Below are 26,712 nucleotides of genomic sequence, written 5' to 3'. Positions count from 1 at the left end.
AATGAGCACAGCCCCAAAATTGGGCAAGCAACAAGATAACGGCCAACGACCAGCGATGCGCCGCGTTGAGACAATTCACTTTATTGGCATAGGCGGTGCTGGTATGGGCGGTATCGCCGAAGTGCTGGCTTACGAAGGATATCGTATTACCGGTTCGGATATAGCCCAAAGTGCAATGACTGAGCGGCTGATTAAAGTCGGCGCAGAAGTGTTTATTGGGCACGACCAAAACAATGTTAAAGATGCGTCGGTAGTGGTGGTTTCCAGTGCTATTGATGAGCAAAACCCTGAAATTATCGCTGCTCGAAGTGCCCGTATTCCGATTGTGCGTCGCGCTGAGATGCTCGCTGAGTTGATGCGTTTTCGCCATGGTATTGCCATTGCTGGTACTCATGGCAAAACTACCACGACGAGCTTAGTAGCCAGTATTTTTGCTGAGGCCAAGCTCGACCCCACCTTTATAATCGGCGGCTTACTCAATAGTGCCGGCAGTAACGCAAAGGTCGGTGACAGTCGTTATTTAATTGCCGAAGCCGATGAAAGTGACGCTTCATTTTTACACTTGCAGCCGATGGTATCGGTGATCACCAATGTGGAAGAAGATCACATGGATACCTATGATGGCAGCCTCGAAAAAATGAAAGACACCTATGTGGATTTCATACACAACTTGCCATTTTATGGTCTTGCCGTGGTGTGTATTGATTCTGAAGTCGCTAAAGAGCTGATTCCCCGCTTTTCTCGTCAGGTGACAACCTATGGCGAACACTGTGATGCTGACTATCGGCTCACTGACTTTAGCCAAAATGCCAGTACCTGCTCGTTCACGGTACTGTCAAAACAGGGTGAGCGTCTCGACGTGACCTTAAATATGCCCGGCAAACACAATGCCTTAAACGCCACCGCCGCGATTGCTGTAGCAAAGGATGAAGGCATTAGTGATAGCGCTATTCTCAGTGCGCTGCAGAAGTTTGAGGGCATCGGTCGTCGTTTCCAGCATTATGGTGAGTTCACTAACGAGCGTGGCAAAGTCATGCTTATTGACGATTATGGCCACCACCCGAGTGAAGTCGCAGCCACTATTAAAGCGGCGCGTGACGGCTGGTCGCAAAAACGCTTGGTGATGATTTACCAACCACACCGTTATAGCCGTACCCGCGATTTGTACGAAGATTTTGTTAAGGTATTGAGTGATGTCGATCAGCTGATTTTGCTCGATGTTTATGCTGCCGGTGAAGAGCCTATTGTGGGTGCTGATTCTAAGAGTTTGTGTCGCAGTTTGCGCCAGCGTGGTAAAGAGCCATTGCATGTGGCTGATCACAACGAGTTGGCCCGTGTTCTGGCGACCACCTTGGCTGATGATGACTTAGTGATCACTCAAGGAGCAGGCAATATTGGTCAGCTAGTGAAGAAGCTGGCGGCCACTGAGCTACAAATAAACCAACTTGAGCAGGTGTCGTCATGAGTCGAGATTTCGGTAAGGTAGCTGTTCTACTTGGGGGCTCGTCGGCTGAGCGCGAAGTATCGCTAAAATCAGGTAATGCAGTGCACAACGCGCTTGTCCAAGCGGGTGTTGATGCTCACCAGTTTGACCCCGCACATCAACCTCTACACGAACTCATGCAAGGCCAATTCGCACGGGTGTTTATTGCCCTGCATGGTCGCGGCGGGGAAGATGGCACCTTACAAGGCGCTCTGGAATTTATGGGCTTGCCTTACACCGGGTCGGGAGTATTGGGTTCTGCGTTGGCTATGGATAAGGTGCGCTGCAAACACTTATTCCAGGTAGCGGGACTGCGTACCTCTCCTTATGTTGTGGTCGATAAAAACAGTGCCTACGACAGCCAGGCGATAATGGCACAGCTTGGTCACGTGATGGTTAAGCCGTCTCATGAAGGGTCTAGTATTGGTATGGCTGAAGCGCATACCGCACAGCAGCTAAAGCAAGCATTGCAAGACGCTTTTCAGTTTGATGATCAAGTGCTGGTGGAGCAATGGTTAAGTGGCCGCGAATTTACTGTGTCGATTTTGGCTGATAAGGCCTTACCTGTGATTGAAATGCGCACTCCCAGTGGCTTTTACGACTACCAAGCCAAATATCAATCCAGCACCACTGAATACTTTTGCCCTGCTGATATCAGTGCTGAGCAAACAGCACAGTTACAAGAGATGGCGCTTCATGCATTTAATCTTGTTGGTGCCAAAGGATGGGGACGGGTTGATGCGATGCAAGGTGATGACGGCGAGTTTTATTTGCTAGAAGTGAATACCGTGCCAGGGATGACAGAGAAATCTCTAGTACCCATGGCGGCCAAAGCGCAAGGTATTGAATTTTCAGAGTTAGTACAACGCATTTTGGAGCAGACCCTGTAAATGAGTGAACTGAGAGAGAAGCTTACCAACTTAAAAGAGCGTACCAACTGGTCGCTACTCTTTGGTGTGAGTTTCTTTCTGTTGGTGCTATTTGTGGTGATTAAACTGACCTTTAATTTCTCCGATTGGTTGGTCCAAGATAAAGACGCGCGACTCAAGCAACTGCAGGTACTGGGTGAGCCACATTACACCGAAGAGCGAGATATTATTACCGCCATTAAGCAAGCCGATCTGGATAGCTTTTTTGAGCTTGATGTAAAGCATGTTCAGCAATTAGTGACTGAACTGCCCTGGGTAGCCAGCGCCTCGGTGCGCAAGCAATGGCCAGACACTTTGCAGGTGTATGTGGTTGAACATCATCCCGTTGCTTATTGGAACGATGACATGCTGCTCAATACTAAAGGGCAGGTTTTTTCTGCCCCCACCAACAAGGTGAATACTCAACTGCCTAGCCTATTTGGCCCCGAGGGCAGCGAAGGAGAGGCGTGGCAAACGTTTGTACGCTTTAAAGAGTTGTTTGCTGTCAATGGCCTTAACCTTACGAGCTTGGCGCTTTCGGAGCGCTTTGCCTGGCAATTATGGTTAGATAACGGCATTCGTTTGAACTTAGGGCGTGAAGAGAAAGCTAAGCGGGTGCAGCGATTTATTGATGTCTATCCACACTTGAAAAAACGTCAAGATGTGCGAGTAGATGTTGTCGATTTACGATATGATACCGGCCTTGCGGTGCAGTTTAAGCCGCTGGATGTAACGGAAGAAGAACAAAAGAGTAAGGCATGACCAAGTCAGTAGAACGTAACCTTGTGATCGGTTTAGATGTGGGCACTGCAAAAGTAGTTGCCACCGTCGGTGAGATCACCGATGACAATAAGCTCAGCATAGTCGGCGTCGGCCGCCAGGTTTCGCATGGCATGGATAAAGGGGGGGTGAACGATCTCAACCTTGTTTCCGAGTCTATTCGTCGTGCCATCGATGAAGCTGAGCTCATGGCTGATTGCCGTATCAGCTCAGTGTATTTAGGTATTTCTGGTAAGCATATTCAATGTCAGAATGAAACCGGTGTTGTGGCGATTAATAACACCGAGGTCACCGACGAGGACATCGATAACGTCATTCATATTGCCCGTTCAGTGCCTATTTCTGCGGAGCGCAAAATGTTGCATGCATTGCCGCAGGAATACAGCATTGATATGCAAGAAGGCATTAAAAACCCGTTAGGTATGAGCGGTGTGCGTATGGAAGCTAAGGCGCATATTATTACTTGCTCAAATGACATGGCCAAAAACATTGAGAAATGTGTTGAGCGCTGTGGCTTACAAGTCGATCAGCTTATCTTTAATGCCCTTGCATCATGCTACTCAGTACTCACTGATGATGAGAAAGAACTGGGTGTTGCGGTGTTAGATATCGGTGGTGGCACCATGGATATCACTATCTACATTAATGGCGCGCTACGCCACTCCGCAGTGATCCCTGTCGCTGGAAACCAGGTGACTGGTGATATCGCGAAAATTTTCCGTACGCCAATTTCGCATGCGGAAGCGATTAAAGTGCAACACGCCTGCGCAAGCAGCCAAATGGCCAGCAACGAAGAGCAAATCGAGGTACCTAGCGTAGGCGGTCGCCCAGCACGCATTATGTCGCGCCACACCTTATCAGAGGTAGTGGAGCCGCGTTTTAGAGAGTTATTTGAACTGGCGCTCGAAGAAATTCGGCGCTCAGGCTTAGAAGATCAAATTGCCGCAGGATTGGTTATTACCGGCGGTAGTTCGAAGATGGCCGGTGCCCTGGAAGTGGCTGAAGACATTTTCCAGATGCCGGTACGTATCGGCAGTCCGATAGGGATAAGCGGATTGACCGACTATGTAAACGATCCCTCATTTGCAACCGCTGTAGGTTTGTTACAATATGGTCGGACCATGCAGTCGATCAACGCAACAAAAGCGAAAGCAGACGAGGGTAACTGGTGGAACCGAATCACGAAGTGGTTCCAAGGCGAGTTTTAGTGCTCAAGTCGGAGAGTTAACATGTTTGATATGATGGAAGAACACAGCGAAGAAGCTGTTATCAAAGTAATAGGTGTCGGTGGCGGCGGTGGTAACGCCGTTGAACACATGGTGCAACAGCACATCGAAGGGGTAAAATTTATTACCGCGAACACCGATGCGCAAGCACTGCGTAAATCATCAGCTGACGTTACGGTTCAGCTAGGTACGCAGATCACCTCAGGTTTAGGTGCTGGTGCCAATCCAGATATTGGTAAGAAAAGCGCCGAAGAAGATGCAGAAACCATTAAAAGCGCACTAGAAGGCGCTGATATGGTATTTATCGCAGCCGGTATGGGCGGCGGTACGGGCACGGGTGCAGCCCCAGTGGTGGCGCGTTTAGCTAAAGAGCTCGGTATTCTAACTGTAGCTGTGGTTACCCGCCCGTTTGATTTTGAAGGCAAGAAGCGTGCAGCAGCAGCGGAACATGGCATCGGTGAATTGGCGGAAATTGTTGATTCATTGATTACTATTCCAAATAACAAACTGCTCAAAGTACTCGGTAAAGGCACAACCTTATTGGACGCTTTCGCTAAGGCAAATGACGTACTTTATGGTGCGGTACAAGGTATTGCCGAGCTGATCACCCGCGCTGGATTGATCAACGTCGACTTTGCTGACGTACGTACGGTGATGTCAGCCATGGGGACGGCGATGATGGGCTCAGCCTCAGCATCAGGTCCTGACCGAGCACAAGAAGCTGCCGAAGCGGCGATTTCAAGCCCGCTCCTTGAAGATGTGGATCTAACGGGTGCAAAAGGCATCTTGGTCAACATTACTGCCGGTATGGACTTATCAATCGAAGAATTCGAAATCGTTGGTAATCACGTTAAAGCCTTGGCATCTGAAAATGCCACCGTGGTGGTCGGTACCGCAATTGATATGGAAATGAGCGATGAACTGCGCGTAACCGTTGTTGCAACGGGTCTCGGTGGTGATCGTCGTCCACAGTTCGGTGTTGTCGACAATGGTTTCAAGCGAGCTTCAGGCTCAGATGTAACTTCTAGCACGAGCAACAACCAGAGCACGTCTATGTTTGTGCCAAGTTTTGCTTCGCAGGGAACTCAAAGCGCTAGCGAAGAGTCCAAGCCGGTAGAAGAGCAGCCTAAAGTCGATAATAGCAGTGCAAGCCCAGCGGCAACGCCGAGCCAAGAAAGCCACAAAGGCAGCGGCAATAGCGCTGGCAGCAAGAAACAAGAAGACGGTGGCGATTACTTCGACATCCCAGCGTTCTTGCGTAAGCAGGCTGATTAGTACAGAAAATAAACTGATTTGTTAACAGCAGCGATGTGTGGTAGAATCCGCCGTCTGACTTTAGTTTAAAGAGTGAGCGAAAGCCTATGATTAAACAGCGTACGATTGCAGAAGTAGTCAAAGCCACGGGTGTTGGGCTTCACAAAGGTGAGAAGGTTTCCTTAACTCTCCGACCTGCGAGCGCAAATACTGGGATAGTATTTCGTCGCGTGGACCTTGATCCGGTTGTGGATTTCGAGACAACCCCGGAAGCGGTGGGTGATACGCAATTATGTACCTGTTTGACAAACAAAGACGGCGTTCGTTTATCGACTACTGAACACCTTATCGCTGCGGTTGCGGCGTTAGGTATCGACAACTTAATTGTTGAGTTAGATAGTGCAGAGGTACCTATTATGGACGGCAGTGCGTTGCCGTTCATCTATCTACTACAAAAAGGCGGGTTAGCCGAGCAAAATGTTGCTAAGCGCTTTATTCGCGTGAAAGAAAAGGTACGCGTTGAAGAGGGCGACAAGTGGGCCGAGATTGAGCCTTATGATGGTTTCCATATCGACTTTGAAATTGCTTTCGACCACCCAGCTATCAATGAAAGCCGTCAGCGTATCGGTCTTGATATTACGGCGCAAAACTTCATTGAACAAATCAGCCGCGCGCGTACTTTCGGATTTATGAAAGACATCGAATACATGCATGCCAATAACCTAGCCCTTGGCGGTAGTATGGATAATGCGGTGGTATTGGATGATTTTAAAGTATTGAATCCGAATGGCTTGCGTTATGACGATGAGTTTGTAAAACATAAGATCCTCGATTGTGTGGGTGATATGTTTATGACTGGTCACAACATTCTCGGTAAGCTGAGAGCTTATAAATCAGGGCATGACCTGAATAATAAGTTACTGCGTAAGATTATGGCTACCGAGTCCGCATGGGAATGGGCAACATTCGAAGACACCGTATCGATGCCTGCTCCGGCACTTGAGCTGCAAACAGCTTAAAAAATACTGATAAAAAAATGACGCCGTTGAGCGTCATTTTTTTTGTCTGCCGTGTAGCGCCAAGCGCCGTAATTTCTCCTGTAACGAGGGAGGAGCATTCTCGGCCACATGTTCCAAATACTCAGCGCTTTGCTCGCTCATGGCCCGCTTCTTCGTCGCGGTTGCTTTGTTGCTGCCGGTCTGCGACTGAGGAGTTAAACGTCTCGCGGCATCGGGAGAGGTTTGAATTTTTACTTGGCAAAGTTGCGCCAAGCCTTGTTGGCGAAAGGCGGAAAGGATATCCATCTTTACGTAATTGAGTTTTAACGCAATGGTGGCACTTTGTGCTTCAATGATGAGCGCATCATCACGAATATTAGCAACACGACATTTCTTCGCTAGATTCTCACCGATCACTTCACGCAGCACGGTCTGTTGCTGGCTGAGCTGTTGGCTTTTAGCGCTATAGCCGGCAATACGTGACCCCATACGCGGGCTCAACTGGCCCAAAACTTCGTCAAGTTGTTTGGGTGCATACCTATCTTTCGCCATAAATCTAAGGTGCCTCTTGAATTCGCCTAAATCGTCACCACCTCTAGAGAATGCTTGAGCCCTGAGAATCACTTCTTTATTGCAAGCGGTGGGCAGCCAGTCATTCGGATGATTGCAAAGATCTCTATGAACGCTATGATAGGCCAGCGATAATACCAATGCCATTAATTTCTAATGCTGTAAACTACTGCGGCCAACAGGATAAATGGAATTGGTATTATTAGGTGCTGCAATTCATTGAGTTTGTTATGATGTCGCTCAAAAGTACACCGCTCAAGCAGTCACATTTTAGTTTGTCCACGCCAAGTGCTTCTAATGTCACGCTGGTGCTGTATAAATGGATGATATTAAGTAAGCAAGTGACTCGGGTTTGACCCAGAGCGCTTAATGCAGATGAGAATGTAACGGTTAAATCATGATCACTAAATTATTTACCAAGGTTTTTGGTAGCCGCAATGACCGCACAATAAAAAACCTACGCAAAACGGTCGCTTTAATAAATGCGTTAGAGAGCCAACTAGAGTCGCTCAGTGATGACGAGTTAAAGGCGAAAACCGCCGAGTTTCGCGAACGTTACGATAATGGCACCAGTCTAGATGACCTTCTTCCAGAAGCCTTTGCTGTTGTGCGTGAGGCTTCTAAGCGTGTTTATGGCATGCGCCACTTCGACGTGCAGCTAATTGGCGGCATGGTATTACACCAGGGCCGTATCGCAGAAATGCGTACCGGTGAAGGTAAAACCCTGACGGCAACGTTGCCAGCCTACTTAAATGGCTTGACCGGCAAAGGTGTGCACGTTATTACCGTGAATGATTACCTTGCTAAGCGAGACGCGGAAACCAACCGCCCGCTGTTCGAGTTTTTAGGTTTATCGGTTGGCTGTAACGTGCCTGGCATGATGCCGATGCAGAAAAAAGAAGCCTACAGTGCAGATATTACCTACGGTACTAACAATGAGTTTGGTTTCGACTATTTGCGCGACAACATGGCTTTCAGCATTGATGAGCGTGTGCAACGACCACTTAACTTCGCTGTTGTCGATGAAGTGGATTCAATCCTTATTGACGAGGCGCGTACCCCGCTGATTATTTCTGGCCCGGCAGAGGATAGCTCAGAGCTATATACGCAAATCAATAAGATTGTGCCTGAGCTCGAACTGCAAGAAAAAGAAGACGAAGAGGGTGTTGAAGGCGATGGTGATTTCACTATCGACGAAAAAGGCAAGCAAGTTCACTTGACCGAGCGCGGCCAAGTTAAAGTTGAAGAACTGCTAACGCAACGGGGTCTAATCGAAGAAGGTGACTCGTTGTACTCAGCTGGTAGCATCACCCTACTGAGCCATGTTTATGCGGCTCTTAGAGCTCATAAGCTGTATCAGAAAGATGTTGATTACGTGGTCAAAGACAATGAGGTTATTATTGTTGATGAACACACCGGTCGTACTATGGAAGGGCGTCGCTGGTCTGAGGGATTACACCAAGCGGTTGAGGCCAAAGAAGGGGTGAAAATCCAAAACGAGAACCAGACGCTGGCATCGATCACCTTTCAGAACTACTTCCGCATTTATGAAACCTTGGCCGGTATGACGGGTACCGCTGATACCGAAGCGTTCGAATTCCAACAAATTTATGGCCTAGATACGGTTGTTATCCCTACCAACAAACCGATGATCCGCGACGATCGTGCTGATTTGGTTTACCTGACGCAAGACGAAAAGTACGAAGCTATCTTAGCAGATATTAAAGACTGCCAAGAGCGCGGCCAACCGGTACTCGTGGGGACAATTTCAATTGAGAGTTCTGAGTATCTGTCGCAATATTTGCGTAAAGAGAAAATTCAGCACAATGTATTGAATGCCAAATTCCACGCTCAAGAAGCCGACATCGTTGCTGATGCAGGTCTGCCTGGCACAGTAACAATTGCGACTAACATGGCCGGTCGTGGTACCGATATCGTGCTCGGTGGTAACTGGCAAAGTGATATCGATAAGCTTGATAACCCAAGTGAAGAGCAAATCGCCGACATCAAGGCTAAGTGGCAAGAGCGCCATGATGCCGTTATCGCTGCCGGTGGCTTGCATATTATTGGTACTGAGCGCCATGAATCTCGCCGTATCGATAACCAGCTACGTGGTCGTTCTGGTCGTCAGGGGGATGCGGGTTCAAGCCGTTTCTACCTATCAATGGAAGATGCACTGATGCGTATCTTTGCCGGCGAACGCATGACTAACATGATGCGCAAGCTGGGTATGCAGCGTGGCGAAGCTATCGAGCATCCATGGGTTAACCGTGCTATTGAAAATGCGCAGCGTAAAGTTGAGGCCCGTAACTTTGATATTCGTAAGCAACTACTTGAGTACGATGATGTGGCTAATGACCAACGTCGCGTCGTTTACGCTCAGCGTAACGAGTTGCTTGAAGAAGGGGATATCTCTGAGACTATTACCGCTATCCGCCATGACGTGGTTAATGGTGTGATTGATCAATACATTCCGCCGCAATCATTGGCAGAAATGTGGGATGTGTCTGGTCTAGAAGAGCGTCTAAAAGCCGACTTCCTGCTCGAGTTACCTATTCAGCAGTGGCTGGCCGACGATAACAAGCTGTTTGAAGAAAAACTGCGTGATCGTATTGTTGATGAGGCGGCCAACGCTTATAAAGCGAAAGAAGAAATGGTCGGCGCACAAGTGCTTCGTCAATTTGAAAAAGCGGTTATGCTGCAAAGCCTGGATCAGCACTGGAAAGATCACCTTGCCGCGATGGACCACTTACGCCAAGGCATTCATTTACGTGGCTACGCGCAGAAGAATCCGAAGCAAGAATATAAGCGTGAATCGTTTGAGTTGTTCTCTGCTATGTTAGAGAACCTCAAGATTGATGTAGTTAATATTCTAAGCAAGGTACAAGTGCGTGCCGAAGAAGACGTAGAGAAAGTCGAAGAGCAGCACCGTAAATCGGAAGAGGTTCCTCGTCAGTATCAACATGCTGATGCTGAGCAAGTCGGTGGCGATGCGCCGCAGGCAGCTGTGGCTTCTCGTAGTGAGCCAAAGGTGGGCCGTAACTCTCCCTGTCCTTGTGGTTCAGGTAAAAAGTATAAGCAGTGCTGTGGCAAGTTAAGCTAATAGCACAGTTAAAATAATGGTTTAAAAAGCGGCATATTGCCGCTTTTTGTTTATGGAGTTGTACTATGAAGCAGGTTGACGTTGCCGTAGGTATTATTAAACGCGAATCGCAAACCTATATTTGTAAGCGCCCAGAAGATAAGCACCAGGGCGGGCTGTGGGAATTTCCTGGGGGCAAAATTGAAGCGGGTGAATCAGTTGCCCAAGCACTGAGCCGGGAACTGCACGAGGAAGTGGCAATCCGTGTGCATAGCACCGAAGAGTTTATGCGCATCGAGCATGACTACGGCGATAAGCATGTGTGTCTGCATATTCATATCGTCGCCGACTTCAGTGGCGAACCACATGGTGCCGAAGGGCAGCAAGGGGCTTGGGTGGATATCGCAGCCTTAAACGACTACGCCTTTCCTGAGGCGAATGTAGCGATTATCAACAAGCTACTGGAACAGTCATAAATTGTTACAAACTGCGCCTGTGTTTAGCAAATGTTCAGGTTAATATGGCGTAGTCGGAATAATAACTCTATTAATCTAATCGGGACAACAACATGTATAAAGTAACCTTAGTTGCTGCGGCTACGGCCTTAGCATTAGGTTTGACTGGTTGCAGTGAGCAGCCAACACAGTCAAGCAGTAACAATCAACAAGCAGAAACAGTTGCAAAACAAGAAACAAAAAAATCGCAGCAGCTGGGTTCAGGTATTGAGCTTGAAAATATCGATAGTAACGTGCGTGCACAAGATGACTTCTACTATCACGTTAACGGCAAGTGGCTTGAGCGCACCGAGATTCCCGGTGATAAATCTAACTACGGCTCATTCACCGCTTTATATGATCAGTCGCAAGCAGCGCTTAAAGAAGTGATTGAAGCAGCAGCTAAAAATAGCGACGCTAAAGCGGGCAGTGATGAGCAAAAGCTGGGCGCATTTTATACCAGCTACATGAATACTGATGCGCTTGAGGAAAAAGGCATTACGCCATTAAAGCCGTACTTAGAGAACATTGCCGCCGTGAGCGATAAGTCAGAGTTAGTATCGCTGATGGCCGACATCCGCATTCAAGGTGGTACCACGCCATTTGCTTGGTATGTTAACAATGATGCCAAAAACTCCAGCCAATATGCGCTTTATGTATCGCAATCAGGTCTGGGCCTGCCAGATCGTGATTATTACCTAAAAGATGAAGAAAAGTTCGCCACTATTCGTGATGAATATATTACTTACATCACTGATATGCTGACTAAAGCGGGTGTTGAAGATGCTCAGCAAGCGGCCCAGGACATCGTTGCATTAGAGAGTAAGCTTGCCAAAGCCCAGTGGAGCCGAGTGCAAAGCCGTGATGCGACCAAATCATATAATAAGATGACGGTAGCCGAGGCCAGTGAATTAACGGGTGAATTCGACTTTGCGCAGTTCTTAGCGCAATCGGATATCGACAGCAAAGAAGTGATCATTCGCCAACCGTCTTACTTTGAGGACTTTGGCAGCATCTTCGCAGAAACTGAGCTGGATACTTGGCAGGATTACCTGACTTTCCACTTCGTGAGCAACTATGCCGATGAGCTAAGTAAAGACTTTGTCGATCGTAAATTCGCTTTCTACAGCACCACATTACGCGGCGTAGAAGAGCAAAAACCGCGTTGGAAAAAGGCGGTGGACTCTGCCAATGCCGTGTTAGGCGAGATGCTCGGTAAGGTCTATGTCAAAGACAACTTCCCGCCAGAAGCGAAAGCGCGTATGGAGGAGCTGGTAGAGAACCTGATCAAAGGCTTTGACCAAGCGATTGACGGCCTAGAGTGGATGAGCGCTGAAACCAAAGTGGCCGCCAAAGAAAAACTAAATAAATTCACACCGAAAATCGGTTACCCAGATAAGTGGAAAGATTACTCGGCACTGGAAATTAAAGCAGATGACCTAGCGGGTAACTTTATTCGCTACAGCGAGTGGGCGTATAACGAAATGCGCGAGAAACTAGGTAAGCCGGTTGATCGTTCTGAGTGGCATATGACGCCACAGACCGTTAATGCCTATTACAACCCAGTGAATAACGAAATTGTGTTCCCAGCAGCTATTTTACAACCGCCATTTTTCAACCTAGAAGCGGATGACGCCGTCAACTACGGTGCGATTGGTGCGGTGATCGGCCACGAACTAGGCCATGGCTTTGATGACCAAGGTGCTAAGTATGATGGTGACGGAAACCTACGTAACTGGTGGAGTGAGCAGGACTTAGCGCAGTTTGAACAGCGCGGTAAGAAATTAGTGGAGCAGTTTAACGGCTTCGCTCCGTTTGAAGATGCCAGCGTCAACGGCGAGCTAACACTGGGCGAAAACATTGGTGACCTAGGCGGCCTAACCGTGGCCTACAAGGCTTATCAGCTGTCATTAAATGGCCAACCAGCGCCAGAGTTGGATGGTTTCACCGGTGAGCAGCGTTTCTTCATGGGCTGGGCACAAATTTGGCGTCGTAAGTATCGTGATGAAGAGCTACGCAACCGTTTGATGACTGACCCTCACGCCCCAAGTCACTACCGTGTGATTGGTGTATTGCCAAACATGCCTGAATTCTACGAGGCCTTTGACGTCAAAGAAGGGGATGAGATGTACATCAAACCCGAAGATCGCGTTAAGATTTGGTAATTTCCATTAATCGCTACAAGGCCCAGCAATTGCTGGGCTTTTTTATGTTGGCGACCGCAAAGACATTGCTTCACTGTCGATTTATCACTAAGTTAATTAGGCGACTAAAAAAACAACAGAGTAGAGTATGAAGCGAATAACATTAGGACTATGCGCAGCAGGGATTTCGCTCAGTGTATTATCTGGGGTGGCCCAGGCTTATGATCGTATTACCGGCCATAGCTTTGCCAGCCGTTCGGAAGTGATTGCAACGCAAGGAATGGCAGCAACTTCCCAACCGCTGGCGACACAGGTGGCCTTAGATATTCTCAAACAAGGCGGTAATGCTATTGATGCTGCGATTGCTGCCAATGCCACGCTTGGCCTAGTCGAGCCCACAGGGTGCGGAGTCGGCGGCGACTTATTTGCCATTGTGTATTCAGCTGAGGATGACAAACTTTATGGTTTGAATGCCTCAGGGCGATCGCCCCAAGGCTTGAGTTTCGATGAACTAAAGAAACTCACCGCTGAGGAAGGTAAAATCCCCAGCTATGGGCCTTTACCGGTTTCTGTGCCCGGTGCTGTCGATGGCTGGTTTGAGCTGCATAAAAAGTTTGGCTCGCTAAGCATGGCAAAAATTCTAAAGCCGAGCATTGAGTATGCAGAAAACGGCTTTCCGGTCAGTGAATTGATTGCCTATTACATGCAGCGCAGTGTGTCAGCGCGGGCTCAATATCCGGGTTTCCAAGAAGTCTTCATGGCTGATGGTGAAATGCCGAAAAAAGGCGAAATATTTAAAAACCCGGCATTGGCTAATACCTATAAACAGCTAGCCATGGGCGGGCGTGATGCGTTTTATAAGGGCAAAATTGCCAAAGAAATAGACCGTTACATGCAAGCCCACGGCGGCTATCTGCGCTATGAAGATTTAGCGAACCATACTAGCGAATGGGTCGAGCCGGTGGCCAGCACCTATCGTGGTCATACGTTGTGGGAATTGCCGCCGAATGGTCAGGGGATCGCGGCACAGCAAATCCTTAATATTCTTGAAGACTATGATATTTCCGCCATGGGCTTTGATAGTGCGCAGTATATTCATACTTTTGTTGAGGCGAAGAAGTTAGCCTTTGCCGATCGCGCTAAATATTATGCCGACCCTGCGTTTAATGACATTCCTGTGCAACGGCTGATCTCTAAAGACTATGCCGACGAGCGACGCAAGTTGATTGACCCCAATAAAGCGGCGAAGCGTGATCAAGCCGGACCGGTAGAAGGGGATACCATTTACCTCACGACCGCAGACAAAGACGGTAACATGGTGTCGCTCATTCAAAGTAATTATCGCGGTATGGGCTCAGGCATGACCCCCGAAAAGCTGGGCTTTGTACTGCAAAACCGAGGAGAGTTATTCTCGTTACAGCCCGGGCATTTTAATCAGTACCAACCCGGCAAGCGTCCGTTCCATACCATTATTCCTGCCTTTGTGACCAAAGATGGCGAACCGTACATGAGTTATGGGGTGATGGGAGGAGCAACACAGCCACAAATGCACGCGCAAATCCTCATCAATATGATTGATTTTGGTATGAACTTGCAAGAAGCGGGCGATGCGCCTCGGATCTTACATACAGGCTCCAGCCAGCCTACTGATGAAGTGATGACCGACGGCGGCTATGTATCACTCGAAACTGGCTTTAGTATGGAAACGCAGCGTCAGCTAATGAAAAAAGGTCATACCCTGCAAGGCGCGGTGGGGCCATTCGGAGGCTATCAAGCGATTATGCGTGACCCGGAAAACGGAGTTTATTACGGCGCCTCTGAAACCAGAAAAGACGGTCATGCGGCGGGCTATTAATACCCTAGCAGGCAGATTGTATTAATTGATAAAGGCGGCTTCGGCCGCCTTTGTGTTTTATCAGCGGATGTAAATAGTCGATAAATGATAGCGCTGTCATTATGAATTTTATATGATGGTCGATAATCAGCCAAAAAAACAATAACACCAACAAGGGAAGGAATGAGTCACCATGTTTAGAAAACGCCTTATCGCCGCCTTAATGCTCCCCATTGCGGCTCAGGCTCAGCTGAGCCAAGAGCAAGTTAACCAGTTTGCTGCGAATACCGAGTTTATGTTCGCGGTAGAAGACAACTTCCACAACAAAGACAGCAGCTTTCTTGGCAGCATTACCCTGACTAACCGCTCCGATGTGGCGCTGCCGGCAGGCCAGGGAGATTGGCAAATCTACTTGCATAACGTGCGCAAAATGAAGGAGCAAAGCGTTAAAGGGCTGCGTATTGAGCATGTTAATGGCGACTTACATCGATTAATCCCCACCAGTGACTTTGCCGGTTTAGCCAGTGGTGAAACCCTAGTAATCCCATTTGAAGCCAGTGTATGGATAGTCGCTTACAGTGACTTTATGCCCCGTGCCTTTGTTGTTGCTAAGGATACTAAGCCTGCCATTTTTGCTAATACCGACAGCGAGGACTTTAGTGACTTCGTTATCCCTTTTAGTGAGCCCAAGCAGCTCCGCCGTTACAACAACCCCGAAGATAAAACCATCTTGGTTGATGCAAAGGTGCGTTTTGAGCGTAACCAAGGTTTAACCAAGGTCGATGCTGAGCAAGCAGTTAAACGGATTATTCCTAGGCCACAAGAGGTGGATTATCATCGTGGCAGTGCGGTGTTAGACGAGAGCTGGAGTATCAGCTTTGCCGGGCAGTTAAGCTCAGAAGTTGCGCTCTTCACTGCGGATCTTAAAGCCAAATATGGCTTGAACCTCAGCGCTCAGGCCGATCACCTCAATACTGGCGAAGATAAAGTTATTAAGCTCAGCGTGGATGCTCAAGTAGGTGAGCCCGAAGGGTATTACTTGGAAATTGATGACGACATTATCCGCATCGTCGGCCACGATAATGCCGGTGCTTTTTATGGCATGCAGAGTTTGTTGGCGTTGTTACCAGCGACCGGTGCGGCAACACTACCTAACCTTGAAGTGCGCGATAACCCCCGTTATGGCTGGCGTGGCATGCACTACGACAATGGCCGTAATTATCACGGTAAGGCAGCGATGTTCAAGCTCGTAGAGCAAATGGCGCGCTATAAAATGAACCGCTTACACTGGCACTTTTCCGAAGATGAGGGATGGCGCTTAGAAATTCCTGGTTTACCCGAGCTTACTGAAATTGGCGCGTATCGTTGTTTCGACCTACAAGAAAATCGCTGTTTGCTTACGCAGTTGGGCACGGGGCCATTTAAGTCAGGTTCTGGCAATGGCTACTTAAGTCGCGCCGACTTTATCGAGCTATTGCAGTTTGCCAAAGCCCGCCATATTGAGATCATCCCAGAAATTGAGGGGCCCGGCCATGCTCGTGCCTCTATTAAAGCGATGGAAGCTCGTTATCGTCGTCTTAAGCAGCAGGCAGAGCAATATGCTCAAGGCTCTTTAACTAACCCACAACCCGATACTCAAGAATTTAGTCAGGTTGATTTAAGTGCCGCCACCCGCTATCTGCTCAGTGACCCAAAAGACACGTCCAGCTATATCACGGTGCAAAATTACACCGATAACTCAATGAATGTGTGCTTGGACTCAACCTATGCGTTTATGGATAAGGTCACTTATGAGTTACAGCAAATGTACCGTGAAGCGGGGACTAAACTTCGCTACTTGCACATCGGCGGTGATGAAGTTGGAGCTGGCTCTTGGATTGGCTCTCCCGCATGCCAAGCGCTATTTGCCGAAGCCAACAATGGGGTGGCCGGAGTGGCTGATTTAAAACCCTACTTTACTCAGCGGGTGGCGCAGTTGCTGCATAAGCGCGGCATTGCCCCTGGGGTGTGGGAAGACGGCATTATGTACGACAAGGTCAACCCGTTTAACCGCGATGAATACCCCAACGAGGTGTTCTTTACCAACGCCTGGGACAATATTTGGGAATGGGGCGTCGCCGATCGTGCCTATCGCTTGGCTAACGCCGGTTATCAAGTGATCCTCTCCCATGGCACACACTTATATTTTGACCACCCTTATGAAGCGCACCCACAAGAGCGCGGATATTACTGGGCAACGCGCTACACCGATACCGAGAAAGTGTTTGGTTATATGCCTGACGACCTTTATGCCAATGCTGATTATACCCGCGCCCGCGATAAAATAGATAACCTCGAAGCCTTGGTGGGACGACCAATGCCAGCCTTGGAAAAGCCAGAAAATGTGTTGGGAATGCAAGGGCAGGTATGGTCTGAAACGATTCGTACCGAAGAACAAGTCTTAGCTATGGTTTTCCCCCGTATGCTTGCGGTCGCTGAGCGTGCATGGCACAAAGCGAAGTGGGAAGGAGAGCAACCCGATTCTCGCGCACGCCAGCAGGATTGGCAGCGCTTTGCCAGTGCCTTAGCAATAAAGGAGCTGTACAAGCTCGATCGTGATGGCATTACCTTGCACTTACCGGTGCCTGGCGGTGTGATCGAGCAGGGTAAGTTGGTGGCTAATAGCGCCTATCCTGGGCTAAGTATCGAATACAGCCTAGATAACGGCAGTACTTGGCAGCCTTATAAGCAGTCGGTCACTGTCAGTGCGAACGCTGAGGTGTTACTGCGCTCACGGGTGAATAATCAAATCAGTCGCACCACTAGCGTGCGTTAATCACCGCATACATAAAAAGGCATGGCTGTGAGGCGATGCCTTTTTTGTATCTCTCCACTCATTGCATATAGACAGCGCAAAGCGCCGGTTAATAACCTTTGTAACCCGGCATAATTAAGCCAACTCTTTGTTATATGGCCCTTTATCAGGCTGATAAAATTCTTGCTGGTAAAATAAACGCTTTTGACGTACAGTTTATGGCAGCGCTGTCATTTTTGTGAACTAGGCGTTAGTTTTATCCTAACGTGCTGTGAAAAAAGCGCGGCTATAACAATAATATTTATATTCGGTGAGCTTGTGCGCTTACTTATATGCTGGCTTTGAAGTCAGCTTCCATCGAAACGGTAGAGATAACTATATGATCTGCTTAGTTTTGGTGTTATCTATATCGACAACGAGAAGAGTTTATGGAAGCAACAGTGTCAACAACTAAAAAGCAAAGCAACTTTGTGCCTATGGCCATTGTCGCAACCCTGTTTTTTATTCTAGGGTTCGCAACATGGCTCAATGGCTCATTGATGCCTTACCTCCAACAAATTTTGAAGCTGACGCCGTTTCAGGCCTCGCTTATTCTATTTTCTTTCTATATTGCGGTTACTTTTACGGCTGTGCCCTCAGCACTAGTGATTAAGAAAATCGGCTATAAAAATGGCATGGCACTGGGTATGGCAACTATGATGGTCGCGGGGTTCTTATACATTCCGGCCGCCAAAACCCAAGTGTTTGCATTGTTCTTATTTGCCCAATTGGTGATGGGGATAGGGCAAACCTTGCTGCAAACAGCCGTTAACCCTTATGTCGTGCGCATTGGCCCTGAAGAGTCAGCGGCAGCACGTGTAAGTATTATGGGCATTTTAAATAAAGGTGCAGGGGTGTTTGCGCCTATGGTGTTTACCGCACTGATTATTAGCAACTTTACCGGTTTAGTGGGCAAAGAGCTCAGCCAAGATGATATTGATGCCATGGCTAACAGCTTAGTATGGCCTTATGTGGGCATGGCACTGTTTATCGGTGCGTTGGCGTTAGCTGTTAAATATTCTCCGCTGCCTGAGTTGGTCGATGATGAAGAGCAAGCAGGTGGTAAGGGTCAGGTTAAAGCCGCATTAGCGCACCCGAACTTGGCTCTGGGCGTGATGGCCCTGTTCTTGTACGTCGCAGTTGAGGTGATCGCCGGTGATACTATTGGCTCTTATGCACTCGCTCTCGGCGTGGAAAACTACGGGGTCATGACCTCTTACACTATGGTGTGCATGGTGGCGGGTTATATTCTTGGGATTATTCTTATTCCGCGCGTTATTTCCCAGCAAGCCGCACTCAGTGGCTCAGCAATTCTCGGCTTTGCCTTGGTGATTGGTGTTACCACAGTGAGTCGCGACTCTACGGTGTTAGCGCAAGCATTGTTAGTGCCTTTTGGTGGGCCTGCACTACCAGACACGGTACTGATGCTCGCTTTGTGTGGTCTAGCTAACGCTGTGGTATGGCCAGCAATTTGGCCACTGGCATTATCGGGCTTAGGCAAACTGACTAGCGTCGGCTCAGGCCTATTAGTGATGGGGATTGCTGGTGGGGCGTTCGGCCCAGTGTTTTTGAGTTTAGCGACCGGTTCAACGATTTCCGCAGAAGGACAGCAAAATGCGTATTGGGTGATGTTACCTAGCTATGTATTCTTCCTGTTCTATGCCCTCAAAGGTCACAAGATGACCTCTTGGAAGTAACTAATTTCTATTCCATTAGAAATATTCCCGTGTGTGAATGCCAGCCATGTGCTGGCATTTTTTATATTGGTAGGCTCGGCGTTACAGTAGCAACGTTCTTAGCTGGCACAGCGACTTTACTTCATATGTTGGGGTCATATGCTCAGGGGCCTGTTTCTCATGGCGATTTAGCCAGCAAGTATCAATGCCCGCATTGATGCCGCCAACAATGTCCGATTCCAGTGTATCGCCAACCATCAGTATCTGCTCTTTTGGTGGGTGGCCCATTAGCGCGAAGGCATGGTCAAATACCGCCATATGAGGTTTGGCATAGCCGACTTGCTCAGAAATAACCAACCACTCAAAAGCGCCTTTTAAGCCGGTTTTTTCTAATCGTGCGCTTTGTAGTTCAGTAAAACCGTTGGTGATAATGCCCAGCTTCGCTTTACCTTGTAGCGCGTTAAGCAGCTCGATTGCACCGGGCAGGGGTTGGCAAATTTCTGCCATCGCTTCCATAAAGCGTAAGTTTAGCTCTCGAGCACTCACGCCTAGGCGCTCGGACCAGTGCTCGAAACGGCGTTCCTGTAACTGCTGCGCAGTGATGGTGTTGTCCTGATATGCCACCCATAATGGCCGATTTACGGCTTCGAAGGTGCGGTAATCAGCGTCAGCAAAGTCCACTTCATAGCGGGCAAACATGTGTGTTAAGCCCGCTTTAGCATCAAAGTGGAACAGGGTTTCATCGGCATCAAAAAGAATCCAAGGGTAGCGCATAATTAACGTGTACTCGCAAATAACTCACTGTGATTAAAAGGTGCCATTGCCAGTAACAAGGCCTGTTGGTAACTGCTTTGACGGGTGGCGTGGCCTTGGGTTAACAAGCCAATAGCACCGCCTTGCTGTTTAATATTCTTGGTTGCAAAAGCTTCATCCATCACATTGCCAAGCTCTTGGCCTTGCTCTAGTTTTTGGTATAAGTGCTTTGGCAGCGGCAAATTGCAGCTACGTCCGACACTGTGCTCGTCGCCATGAGCGATAACCACAAAGGCAAAAGTGGCCGCCCCGTAGTCGAACTGCGCGGCGCCGCCTTCCATAGCCATGTAATAATCACCTTGATAATGCGCTTGGCAATAACGAATGCGGTTGTGCGCACCAAGCAGGGTTTGCGCCTCACCTAAAGGTTGATCGGCAACTCCTGAGGGAGCGTCCACACCTTGGCAAATAATGTCTCTATCCGGGAAATAGGTGGCAAGGGCGGCTTTGGCGGCATTGATCTTTACTGGGTTTTTAGAGCCCACAATCAGCGTAATGGGTTTGTCGCTGTGGCATTCAAGCATGTGTCGTCCTTATTGTGCTGTTTGCCCAAAGTGTAGCATGCTCAATTGGCATTAAATATCAGTAGTGACTCTCCAGCTTCCAAACGGGCTTGATATTCATTTTGTTGCCACCCCAGAGTGGCTAATACTTGGCTTTCAATGCTGGACCAATTATTGATGCTACGAAAGCGTTTGTGGGTATGAGCAATGTTTTCTGCCACCTTTAAAATCGCGTAGTACAAGCGCTCTTCTTCACTGCTTTGGTGTTCATCTAAAAAGTCTAAATCATGATGGCGAAGCACGGTATTGCACAGCACTTTCGGTAAATGCCAAGAATGGGCCATGTAAAAACCAAGGATGGCGTGATTACAGGGATAGCGTTTATCTTCAAGCTGAGTCAACGATGCATGGACGTTGTCGTTGGCTTCGTTTAGTACGTTCACGTAATCAGGATAATTCATCGCCATCACGGGAATGCCGATATCATGAAATAACCCCAATGTTTGTAAATTATCAGCAGGCAAGCTTCGCGTTAAGCTTTGGCCGATGTAAACGCATAAGCGTGAGATCTCGGTTGAGGTATCCCAAAACCGCGCCAGGGAAATACAGCACCCTTGTTGCCGAAATACTTGTTTGAGCAAATAGCGCGAGACAATATGGCTAATAGTATTGAGGCCTAAGAGAATCACCGCGTAGTTAATATCGGTGATTTCCTTTTCTTTACCAAAATTGGGTGAATTTACCACGCGAAGCACGGTAGCTGACATCGCCACGTCGGTGGCAATAAGCTCACTAACAACATCAATACTGGGATCGTTGCGGTTTAACTCCGCTTGCAGCTGCTCTAATGCGGCGGGCTTAACAGGCAGCTTAAATCCAGCTTCTAGCTGTGACAGTAATGTTTCGTCAATACCTTGCATTGCCTCTCCCAAAGTTAGTTGGCGCGCATCAAAAAAAGGATGCACCCGTGCTGAGCCTCTAGGGTTTAGTTGTTATACACCAAGTACAGTCACTATCACGCCTAAGTTTAGCGTAAATTCACGGTCGTGACCCGAAAAGTCGTGCACTTGCAACGTGTTATCACCACAGTGGTGTAGGGAGTAGGGCAGTGAGCAAAGGAAGTGGTGCACTGCAGGGCAGCGCACCAAGAACATTCGATAAGGGTTTAGAACTGATAGCGCACTGAGGCTTTAAAGTTGCGTGGCGCGCCGTAGCGGTATTGATCGTAGAAACCTATTTGATTGTAGTAGCGTTTATCAAAGAGATTATCGAGGTTAATGCTGAGCGTAAGGTGCTCAGAAACAGCATAACGAGCCATGATATTGGCGATACCGTAGCCACCTTGACCTACTTCTACTGGGCCGGTCACTGGGTTGGAAACTTCATCAAAGGTTTCGCTTTGCCAGTTAATGCCACCACCGAGGGTTAAGCCAGCTAGGGCGCCAGAAAAATCATAGGTAGAAAAGACTTTAATCTGATCTTCTGGGTTGGTTGAGTTTAATATCTCGCCTTCTGGTGTTTCGCCCTCGGCATGAGTATAACCCAGATACACTTGCCAATTTTCGGTGATAGCACCGTTAAGTTCGAGCTCTACGCCTTTAGTGCGGGTGCCGTCAATGCCTTTATAAATACGCTGCGTGGTGCCTGGAATGGTCTCGCCAGTGTATTCACCAACATTATCTTGGTCGATTTGAAAGGCTGAAAAAGCAACATCGAGCTTGTCGTTAAACAAGGTGGCTTTAATACCCAACTCGAGGTTTTCTCCTTGCACTGGGTCGAGATATTGGCCTTGTTCGCCAATTAAGCTTTGTGGTGAGAAAATATCAGCGCTGTTGGCATAAACAACCCAGTTATCGGTGAGCGCGTAAGACAACCCTAAATAGTAAGTGAGTTCGTCGTTTAGTGAGTAATCATGCGCCCGGCCGAAATTATCGGTATCGGTTTGCCATTGATTTAAGCGCACACCGCTAATTACCGACAATGATGCCGTTGGTTTCAACTGTGCAGCCACATAGGCTGACTGTTGCTCGGTCTCACCATACGAGCCGTAAGCGGCGGTGTCAGCCCACTGCGGCGCAGGGAATGCATAATCATCTTGGCGAAAATCACCGACCTGGGTTGGAGCGTTGATTGCTGGGTAGTAAGGCGTGGCAAATTCTTGCTTTTGCTGATTCCAACCCACAAGCAGCTGATGCGATTGGCCTAGCCAGTCAAACTGGCCCAGTAGCTCGATATCGCCTGTGTGCTGCGTTCGTTCGGCGTCAATAAAGTTAACTGAGCCGGGGACCATGCCCTCATTGCTTTCCCGATCGGGGTTTCCGCGTACCCACCAGACATCGTACTCTAAGTCGTTATCGCCATATATATAGCTGGCTGAGAGTTGCCAATGTGAATTGAAGTGATGCTCAAACGTCACCACCGAATTAAGCGCTTGGGTTTTTGATGATGACCAAGGTTGTGCCGTTGAGGTGCCACGGTCGTACTGCGTGCGACTACCATCACTATAAAATATCGGCATCCCTCCAGACATGGTTCCTTCTGGGTCGGTGTATTGATAGTCCGCACTTACTCGTAATAAGCTAGCGCGACCAATATCGGTTTCAACTGCGCCGTATAAAGTGGTTTGGCTCTGTGCAAAGCGCGATTGGAAAGATTCACGGTCGCTGTAGGCAGCAACAACTCGACCACGAACTCCCCCTTGTTGGCTCAGTGCTCCAGAGGCATCAACGGTTGCTCGTTGATAGTCCCATGAGCCCAGTGAAGCAGAGACATTAACCTGAGCGACCTCGGTTGGGCGTTTGCGGATAAGGTTGATAGCTGCAGAAGGGTTACCGGCTCCTAACATTAATCCAGTGGCACCGCGTACCACATCAACGCGTTCATAAATTGCTGTATCGGTTAAGTTATCTCCGTAGTTGAAGCGGGTGTCGTAGGTGGTTGCAATACCATCGTATAAAATACTGTTGACGCCAATACCGCGCGCTCGAATGGAAAACTTGCCATTATCCGCCTCGCGAATACTGATCCCGGTGACAGCACCAATCGCCTCGACAGGGCTGGTCAGCTGTTGGTCTTGCATACGCTGCTGGTTAATAGCAATGGCAGATTGTGGGGTATCAAGGTGGTTCAAATCCAGCCCGGTGGCCGAATTTAAAGACTCAACGCGATAGTCTCTGTTATTGAGCTTTTGTCCGGTTACCGTGAGAACCTCGATATGACGGGTATCGTCTTTAGCGCTGGCTAAGGCGCAATTGATGGAGCTGAACGAAAGTAAAAGACTTAAAAAAGGTAGGGAAAATCTAAAAGAGCACATAAAATAAATCCGTTATTTTGATGAATAAAGAAGCGCTTACAGGATTGTGAAACTGCTAGACGCTTTGGAACTGAATTAGATACGCGAGCCATTATAAAGAAAGGTGAATAAATGTAAATCATTATCATTTAATGTTTTACCATGACGCCGGAGGATAAATGAAAGTATTTCTAAGTGTTAGTTGCGCCCTGTTGTGTGCTTTGTTGATGGTAACACCCCTGCAAGCCCAGCAGGTGCAGCAAGGAGCGATGAGCGGCGAGCAGTTGCTAAGCGATTACCCCGCTTTTCAACAGCATTACCAAGACTACCAACCCACAGAGCAAGACTTACAAGCAATGGCTAAGTTAGCTGGTAAGGAGTTAGTGGTGTTGTTAGGCACCTGGTGTCACGACAGTGAGCGGGAAGTCCCTAAACTGCTTAAATTGCTAAAGCACAGCGAAGTTGAGCTCGCCCAGGTGTCGTTCGTTGCCGTGGACTACCAAAAGCAGGATAAGGCGGGTGTGGCTCAACGTTTTAATCTTAAGTACACACCCACGTTTATTGTTCTAGATGAGGGGCAAGAAATTCACCGTGTGGTTGAAAAGCCCAAAAAATCGCTAGCAGCCGACCTTACGCGGTTTTAAGTCATTGCGCAGTGAGCTGCTGAGCAAGCTCACTAAGGCGCGAAAATGCCTGCTCTCGAGATTGCTGGTGGCGCTCATCAGCAAATTCTTGTCCTTGTATTTGCACATCAATAAAGCGCTCTACACCTAGATAATGCGCCACCGTTTTCAGATGCGGCACTAAGTGGTTCATGGCGGCTTTATGCTCACCAGACGCAAGGCCATACTCGCCACATGGCCGAGAGGCGTTTTGCGATTACAGCGAGTTTGCAACGTTTACCGGTTTACGGGAGATGGAGCTATTGCAATTGTCTTGGTCGCAGGTGTTTATGTAGGACAAGCTATACCTTCTGAAAGACACCAATAATGGTGAGACGTTGAATTCCCTATGACTACTAAACTAGTTGAAACCTTTGAACGCCGTAAAAAATACAAGGTATCGCCTCATGTGTTTGGTAAAGTAACGAGCAGAGGCTGGTTAACTGGACCTAAAAAACGCTTGCTAAACCACTTAACCGATCAAAGTGATGTAGCTGCTGGGTATACAATATTAACAGCTGAGGAGCTCAGGGAGCCGGCAGAAGATGTTGTAAATAGGAGACAAGTACTTTCAAACGGTTCGCCTGATTGTGACACGTATGATCTTATAGCAAACTTGAGAACTGCTATTAGCAAATTTGGAAAAGAGGGTAAATTAATGTTGTTGTCTGAACTTATTTAGGCGCTTTTCTAAGTGTTGTAACACCCAGAAAAGCATGGTCTCCGACCTTAGAAGCTAATCGTTGCATGCAGGCCCCAAATAACACCAACTGTTAAAATAAGTGTGAGGGCTGCCTTAAGAATTCTAATATATTGTTTTTTTCGGAAAACCTGATTCTCGATTATGTAGTTTCTTTCAACCCATGCAATTAGGCCTTCGGTATTCAATGTATTTTCTATTTCCCTATCTACAAGCTTTTTGTACAAGAAACTACCGCAAATTAGGGTTAAGATGACAGCGCTTAGTTGCGTTATTAGACCACCTGGAGCATCGATCTTGTTTGTATCTGAGTAGTTAATAAACCCTTTTACGATAACAAGCCATATGATGCTGATCAGAGAAAGTACCCAAGCGACATACACTCGATATTTAGAGCGTATGTCTCCTTCACTTCGGTCTTTTTTCTCTCGCTTTCCTGATTGGACGGAAAAAGAGCTAGATAAAGAATTTAAATACTCTTTCTCTCTTGTATATGTGCTTTCATCTATGTACCTAGCTGACTTTAGAGAAGCGCATAGCGAGTTCATATAGGAAATTATACCTTGCTCTTCGCCAAAAGCTTTTTGTCCACCGCTAGAGTATGTTCGCTTTATACTAGTTAGCTCTCGTTTAAGTTGACCAAGAAGTTTTAAGGCTACTTGCCGCTTGTGGCTTGAAGTTGAATTCCCAAGAGGAACGATAGTTGTTAATGAGTCCTCTTCTATGTAGTGGTGCTTGTGTGAATGAAGAGAGTACTTGATGTAATAAAACGCTTGTCTTAGAGTTAAGTACTTTTTTTCATCACTTAGTGTGGTAGAAGAATTGGTTAGTTTTAATTTGGTGAATCCATGGGGGTCGACTTGAAAGCATATTTCATAAAAGTGAGATGAAATATGTTTTTTGAAGTCACTTTCTAGTGAACTTTTTACGCCGAGGAAGTGGGTATTTAACTGCTGTTGTAGCTTTTCCCAAGCTTCGCTACTTAACTTACTATTTATCTTATCCTGAAAGGATTTGGCTTGATGAATGTGTTCAAACCAAGGTAATTCACTTTTGCCTTCACTGGTGAGTTCAGGCTCTTCAGACAATGGGTAAATAAACAACTTGCCACTAAGAATACGATTATCTAAATTTTCTGACTCATTAGTTTCCCCAACGACGACTATCCTGAACTCTCCGTCGAAGTCAGGGGTATTGGTATCTTTCCAGTCTAATTTGGATTGGAGAATTATCCTACGGGAATGGTGGTCATATTGTTTTCTATGGCCGAAGTTAACTCTGGTAGTTTTGTTGTCTCGTAATTTTTTTGTGGTGAAGCTACCTGAAATACCCGGAGCCATTAGTCCGTAATCTAAGTGGCCGTTAATACAGGGGATCCAGCCAATATGAGTGAACTCCATTCTTTTTTCTCCAAATACAAAAAAGCCCACTTTTAGTGAGCTTTCTAGTCAATTATTTTT

Annotated in this window: 21 protein-coding genes; 14 read left to right on the top strand and 7 right to left on the bottom strand. The window is 47.7% G+C overall.

The annotated features are described in order from the left end of the window. Position 1: 1 nt before the first annotated feature. The 6 genes from murC to lpxC all read left to right on the top strand — a co-directional run bounded on the left by murC (position 2) and on the right by lpxC (position 6,670). Positions 2-1,465, top strand: coding sequence for a UDP-N-acetylmuramate--L-alanine ligase (gene murC, locus MHM95_RS09810; protein WP_040643288.1), 1,464 nt, complete (start codon positions 2-4; stop codon positions 1,463-1,465). Further along, a complete protein-coding gene (locus MHM95_RS09805; RefSeq protein ID WP_045980420.1) occupies positions 1,462-2,373 on the top strand; it encodes a D-alanine--D-alanine ligase in 912 nt (303 codons plus the stop codon). Before murC ends, MHM95_RS09805 begins: the two co-directional genes overlap by 4 nt. Next, positions 2,374-3,153, top strand: a complete 780-nt coding sequence (locus MHM95_RS09800; RefSeq protein ID WP_022946068.1) for a cell division protein FtsQ/DivIB — start codon at positions 2,374-2,376, stop codon at positions 3,151-3,153. It begins immediately after the preceding gene. Continuing rightward, a complete protein-coding gene (ftsA, locus tag MHM95_RS09795; RefSeq protein WP_022946067.1) occupies positions 3,150-4,379 on the top strand; it encodes a cell division protein FtsA in 1,230 nt (409 codons plus the stop codon). The genes MHM95_RS09800 and ftsA overlap by 4 nt, the downstream gene beginning before the upstream one ends. Before the next feature lie 21 nt (positions 4,380-4,400). After that, complete coding sequence (gene ftsZ / locus MHM95_RS09790; RefSeq protein WP_022946066.1) at positions 4,401-5,672, top strand: cell division protein FtsZ; 1,272 nt, start codon at positions 4,401-4,403, stop codon at positions 5,670-5,672. A gap of 86 nt (positions 5,673-5,758) precedes the next feature. Further along, complete coding sequence (gene lpxC, locus MHM95_RS09785; RefSeq protein WP_239385159.1) at positions 5,759-6,670, top strand: UDP-3-O-acyl-N-acetylglucosamine deacetylase; 912 nt, start codon at positions 5,759-5,761, stop codon at positions 6,668-6,670. A 33-nt stretch (positions 6,671-6,703) separates the two neighbouring features. Here lpxC and MHM95_RS09780 read toward each other — a convergent pair whose 3' ends face one another. Next, on the bottom strand, positions 6,704-7,201 hold the full coding sequence (locus MHM95_RS09780; RefSeq protein WP_022946064.1) for a DciA family protein: 498 nt from the start codon (positions 7,199-7,201) through the stop codon (positions 6,704-6,706). Between the two features lie 415 nt (positions 7,202-7,616). Here MHM95_RS09780 and secA point away from each other — a divergent pair, with 415 nt between their 5' ends. The 6 genes from secA (at position 7,617) to MHM95_RS09750 (ending at position 19,303) form a co-directional block, all read left to right on the top strand. Then, positions 7,617-10,322, top strand: coding sequence for a preprotein translocase subunit SecA (gene secA / locus MHM95_RS09775; protein WP_239385158.1), 2,706 nt, complete (start codon positions 7,617-7,619; stop codon positions 10,320-10,322). Between the two features lie 65 nt (positions 10,323-10,387). Then, positions 10,388-10,777: an 8-oxo-dGTP diphosphatase MutT gene (gene mutT / locus MHM95_RS09770; protein ID WP_130148129.1), complete on the top strand. Its 390-nt coding sequence runs from the start codon at positions 10,388-10,390 to the stop codon at positions 10,775-10,777. Positions 10,778-10,869: 92 nt separating this feature from the next. Beyond that, positions 10,870-12,960 (top strand): M13 family metallopeptidase, encoded by a 2,091-nt coding sequence (locus MHM95_RS09765; RefSeq protein WP_022946061.1) that lies wholly within the window; start codon positions 10,870-10,872, stop codon positions 12,958-12,960. Positions 12,961-13,087: 127 nt separating this feature from the next. Continuing rightward, entirely contained in the window at positions 13,088-14,794 is a 1,707-nt protein-coding gene (ggt, locus tag MHM95_RS09760) for a gamma-glutamyltransferase (protein ID WP_239385157.1), read from the top strand. 172 nt (positions 14,795-14,966) lie between these two features. Then, entirely contained in the window at positions 14,967-17,588 is a 2,622-nt protein-coding gene (locus MHM95_RS09755; RefSeq protein WP_239385156.1) for a family 20 glycosylhydrolase, read from the top strand. A gap of 407 nt (positions 17,589-17,995) precedes the next feature. Beyond that, positions 17,996-19,303 (top strand): sugar MFS transporter, encoded by a 1,308-nt coding sequence (locus tag MHM95_RS09750; RefSeq protein WP_239385155.1) that lies wholly within the window; start codon positions 17,996-17,998, stop codon positions 19,301-19,303. Between the two features lie 81 nt (positions 19,304-19,384). Here the strand turns inward: MHM95_RS09750 and yjjG are convergent, their stop codons facing one another. The 4 genes from yjjG to MHM95_RS09730 all read right to left on the bottom strand — a co-directional run bounded on the left by yjjG (position 19,385) and on the right by MHM95_RS09730 (position 23,911). Further along, positions 19,385-20,056, bottom strand: coding sequence for a pyrimidine 5'-nucleotidase (gene yjjG / locus MHM95_RS09745; RefSeq protein ID WP_152440168.1), 672 nt, complete (start codon positions 20,054-20,056; stop codon positions 19,385-19,387). Positions 20,057-20,058: 2 nt separating this feature from the next. After that, positions 20,059-20,619 (bottom strand): inosine/xanthosine triphosphatase, encoded by a 561-nt coding sequence (gene yjjX / locus MHM95_RS09740; RefSeq protein ID WP_138508601.1) that lies wholly within the window; start codon positions 20,617-20,619, stop codon positions 20,059-20,061. Between the two features lie 41 nt (positions 20,620-20,660). After that, positions 20,661-21,518 carry an HDOD domain-containing protein gene (locus tag MHM95_RS09735; RefSeq protein WP_022946054.1) on the bottom strand — a complete coding sequence of 286 codons (858 nt, stop codon included), beginning with the start codon at positions 21,516-21,518 and terminating at the stop codon, positions 20,661-20,663. Positions 21,519-21,763: 245 nt separating this feature from the next. Further along, positions 21,764-23,911: a TonB-dependent siderophore receptor gene (locus tag MHM95_RS09730; protein ID WP_239385154.1), complete on the bottom strand. Its 2,148-nt coding sequence runs from the start codon at positions 23,909-23,911 to the stop codon at positions 21,764-21,766. A gap of 158 nt (positions 23,912-24,069) precedes the next feature. Between MHM95_RS09730 and MHM95_RS09725 the strand changes: the two genes are divergently transcribed. Next, positions 24,070-24,534: a thioredoxin domain-containing protein gene (locus MHM95_RS09725; protein ID WP_239385153.1), complete on the top strand. Its 465-nt coding sequence runs from the start codon at positions 24,070-24,072 to the stop codon at positions 24,532-24,534. 1 nt (position 24,535) lies between these two features. Here MHM95_RS09725 and MHM95_RS09720 read toward each other — a convergent pair whose 3' ends face one another. Beyond that, a complete protein-coding gene (locus MHM95_RS09720) occupies positions 24,536-24,706 on the bottom strand; it encodes a hypothetical protein (protein WP_152440171.1) in 171 nt (56 codons plus the stop codon). A gap of 195 nt (positions 24,707-24,901) precedes the next feature. Here MHM95_RS09720 and MHM95_RS09715 point away from each other — a divergent pair, with 195 nt between their 5' ends. Then, positions 24,902-25,234, top strand: coding sequence for a hypothetical protein (locus MHM95_RS09715; protein WP_152440172.1), 333 nt, complete (start codon positions 24,902-24,904; stop codon positions 25,232-25,234). Positions 25,235-25,281: 47 nt separating this feature from the next. On the opposite strand, the gene MHM95_RS09710 is transcribed toward MHM95_RS09715, so the two are convergent. Continuing rightward, a complete protein-coding gene (locus tag MHM95_RS09710; RefSeq protein ID WP_152440173.1) occupies positions 25,282-26,652 on the bottom strand; it encodes a hypothetical protein in 1,371 nt (456 codons plus the stop codon). Positions 26,653-26,712 lie beyond the last annotated feature (60 nt).

It is taken from the genome of Pseudoalteromonas sp. CnMc7-15 (assembly GCF_022347925.1).
Taxonomy (GTDB): Bacteria; Pseudomonadota; Gammaproteobacteria; order Enterobacterales; family Alteromonadaceae; genus Pseudoalteromonas; species Pseudoalteromonas ruthenica.
The sequence above is the reverse complement of the archived record's forward strand: the minus strand, read 5'-3'. Positions and strand labels throughout refer to the sequence as shown.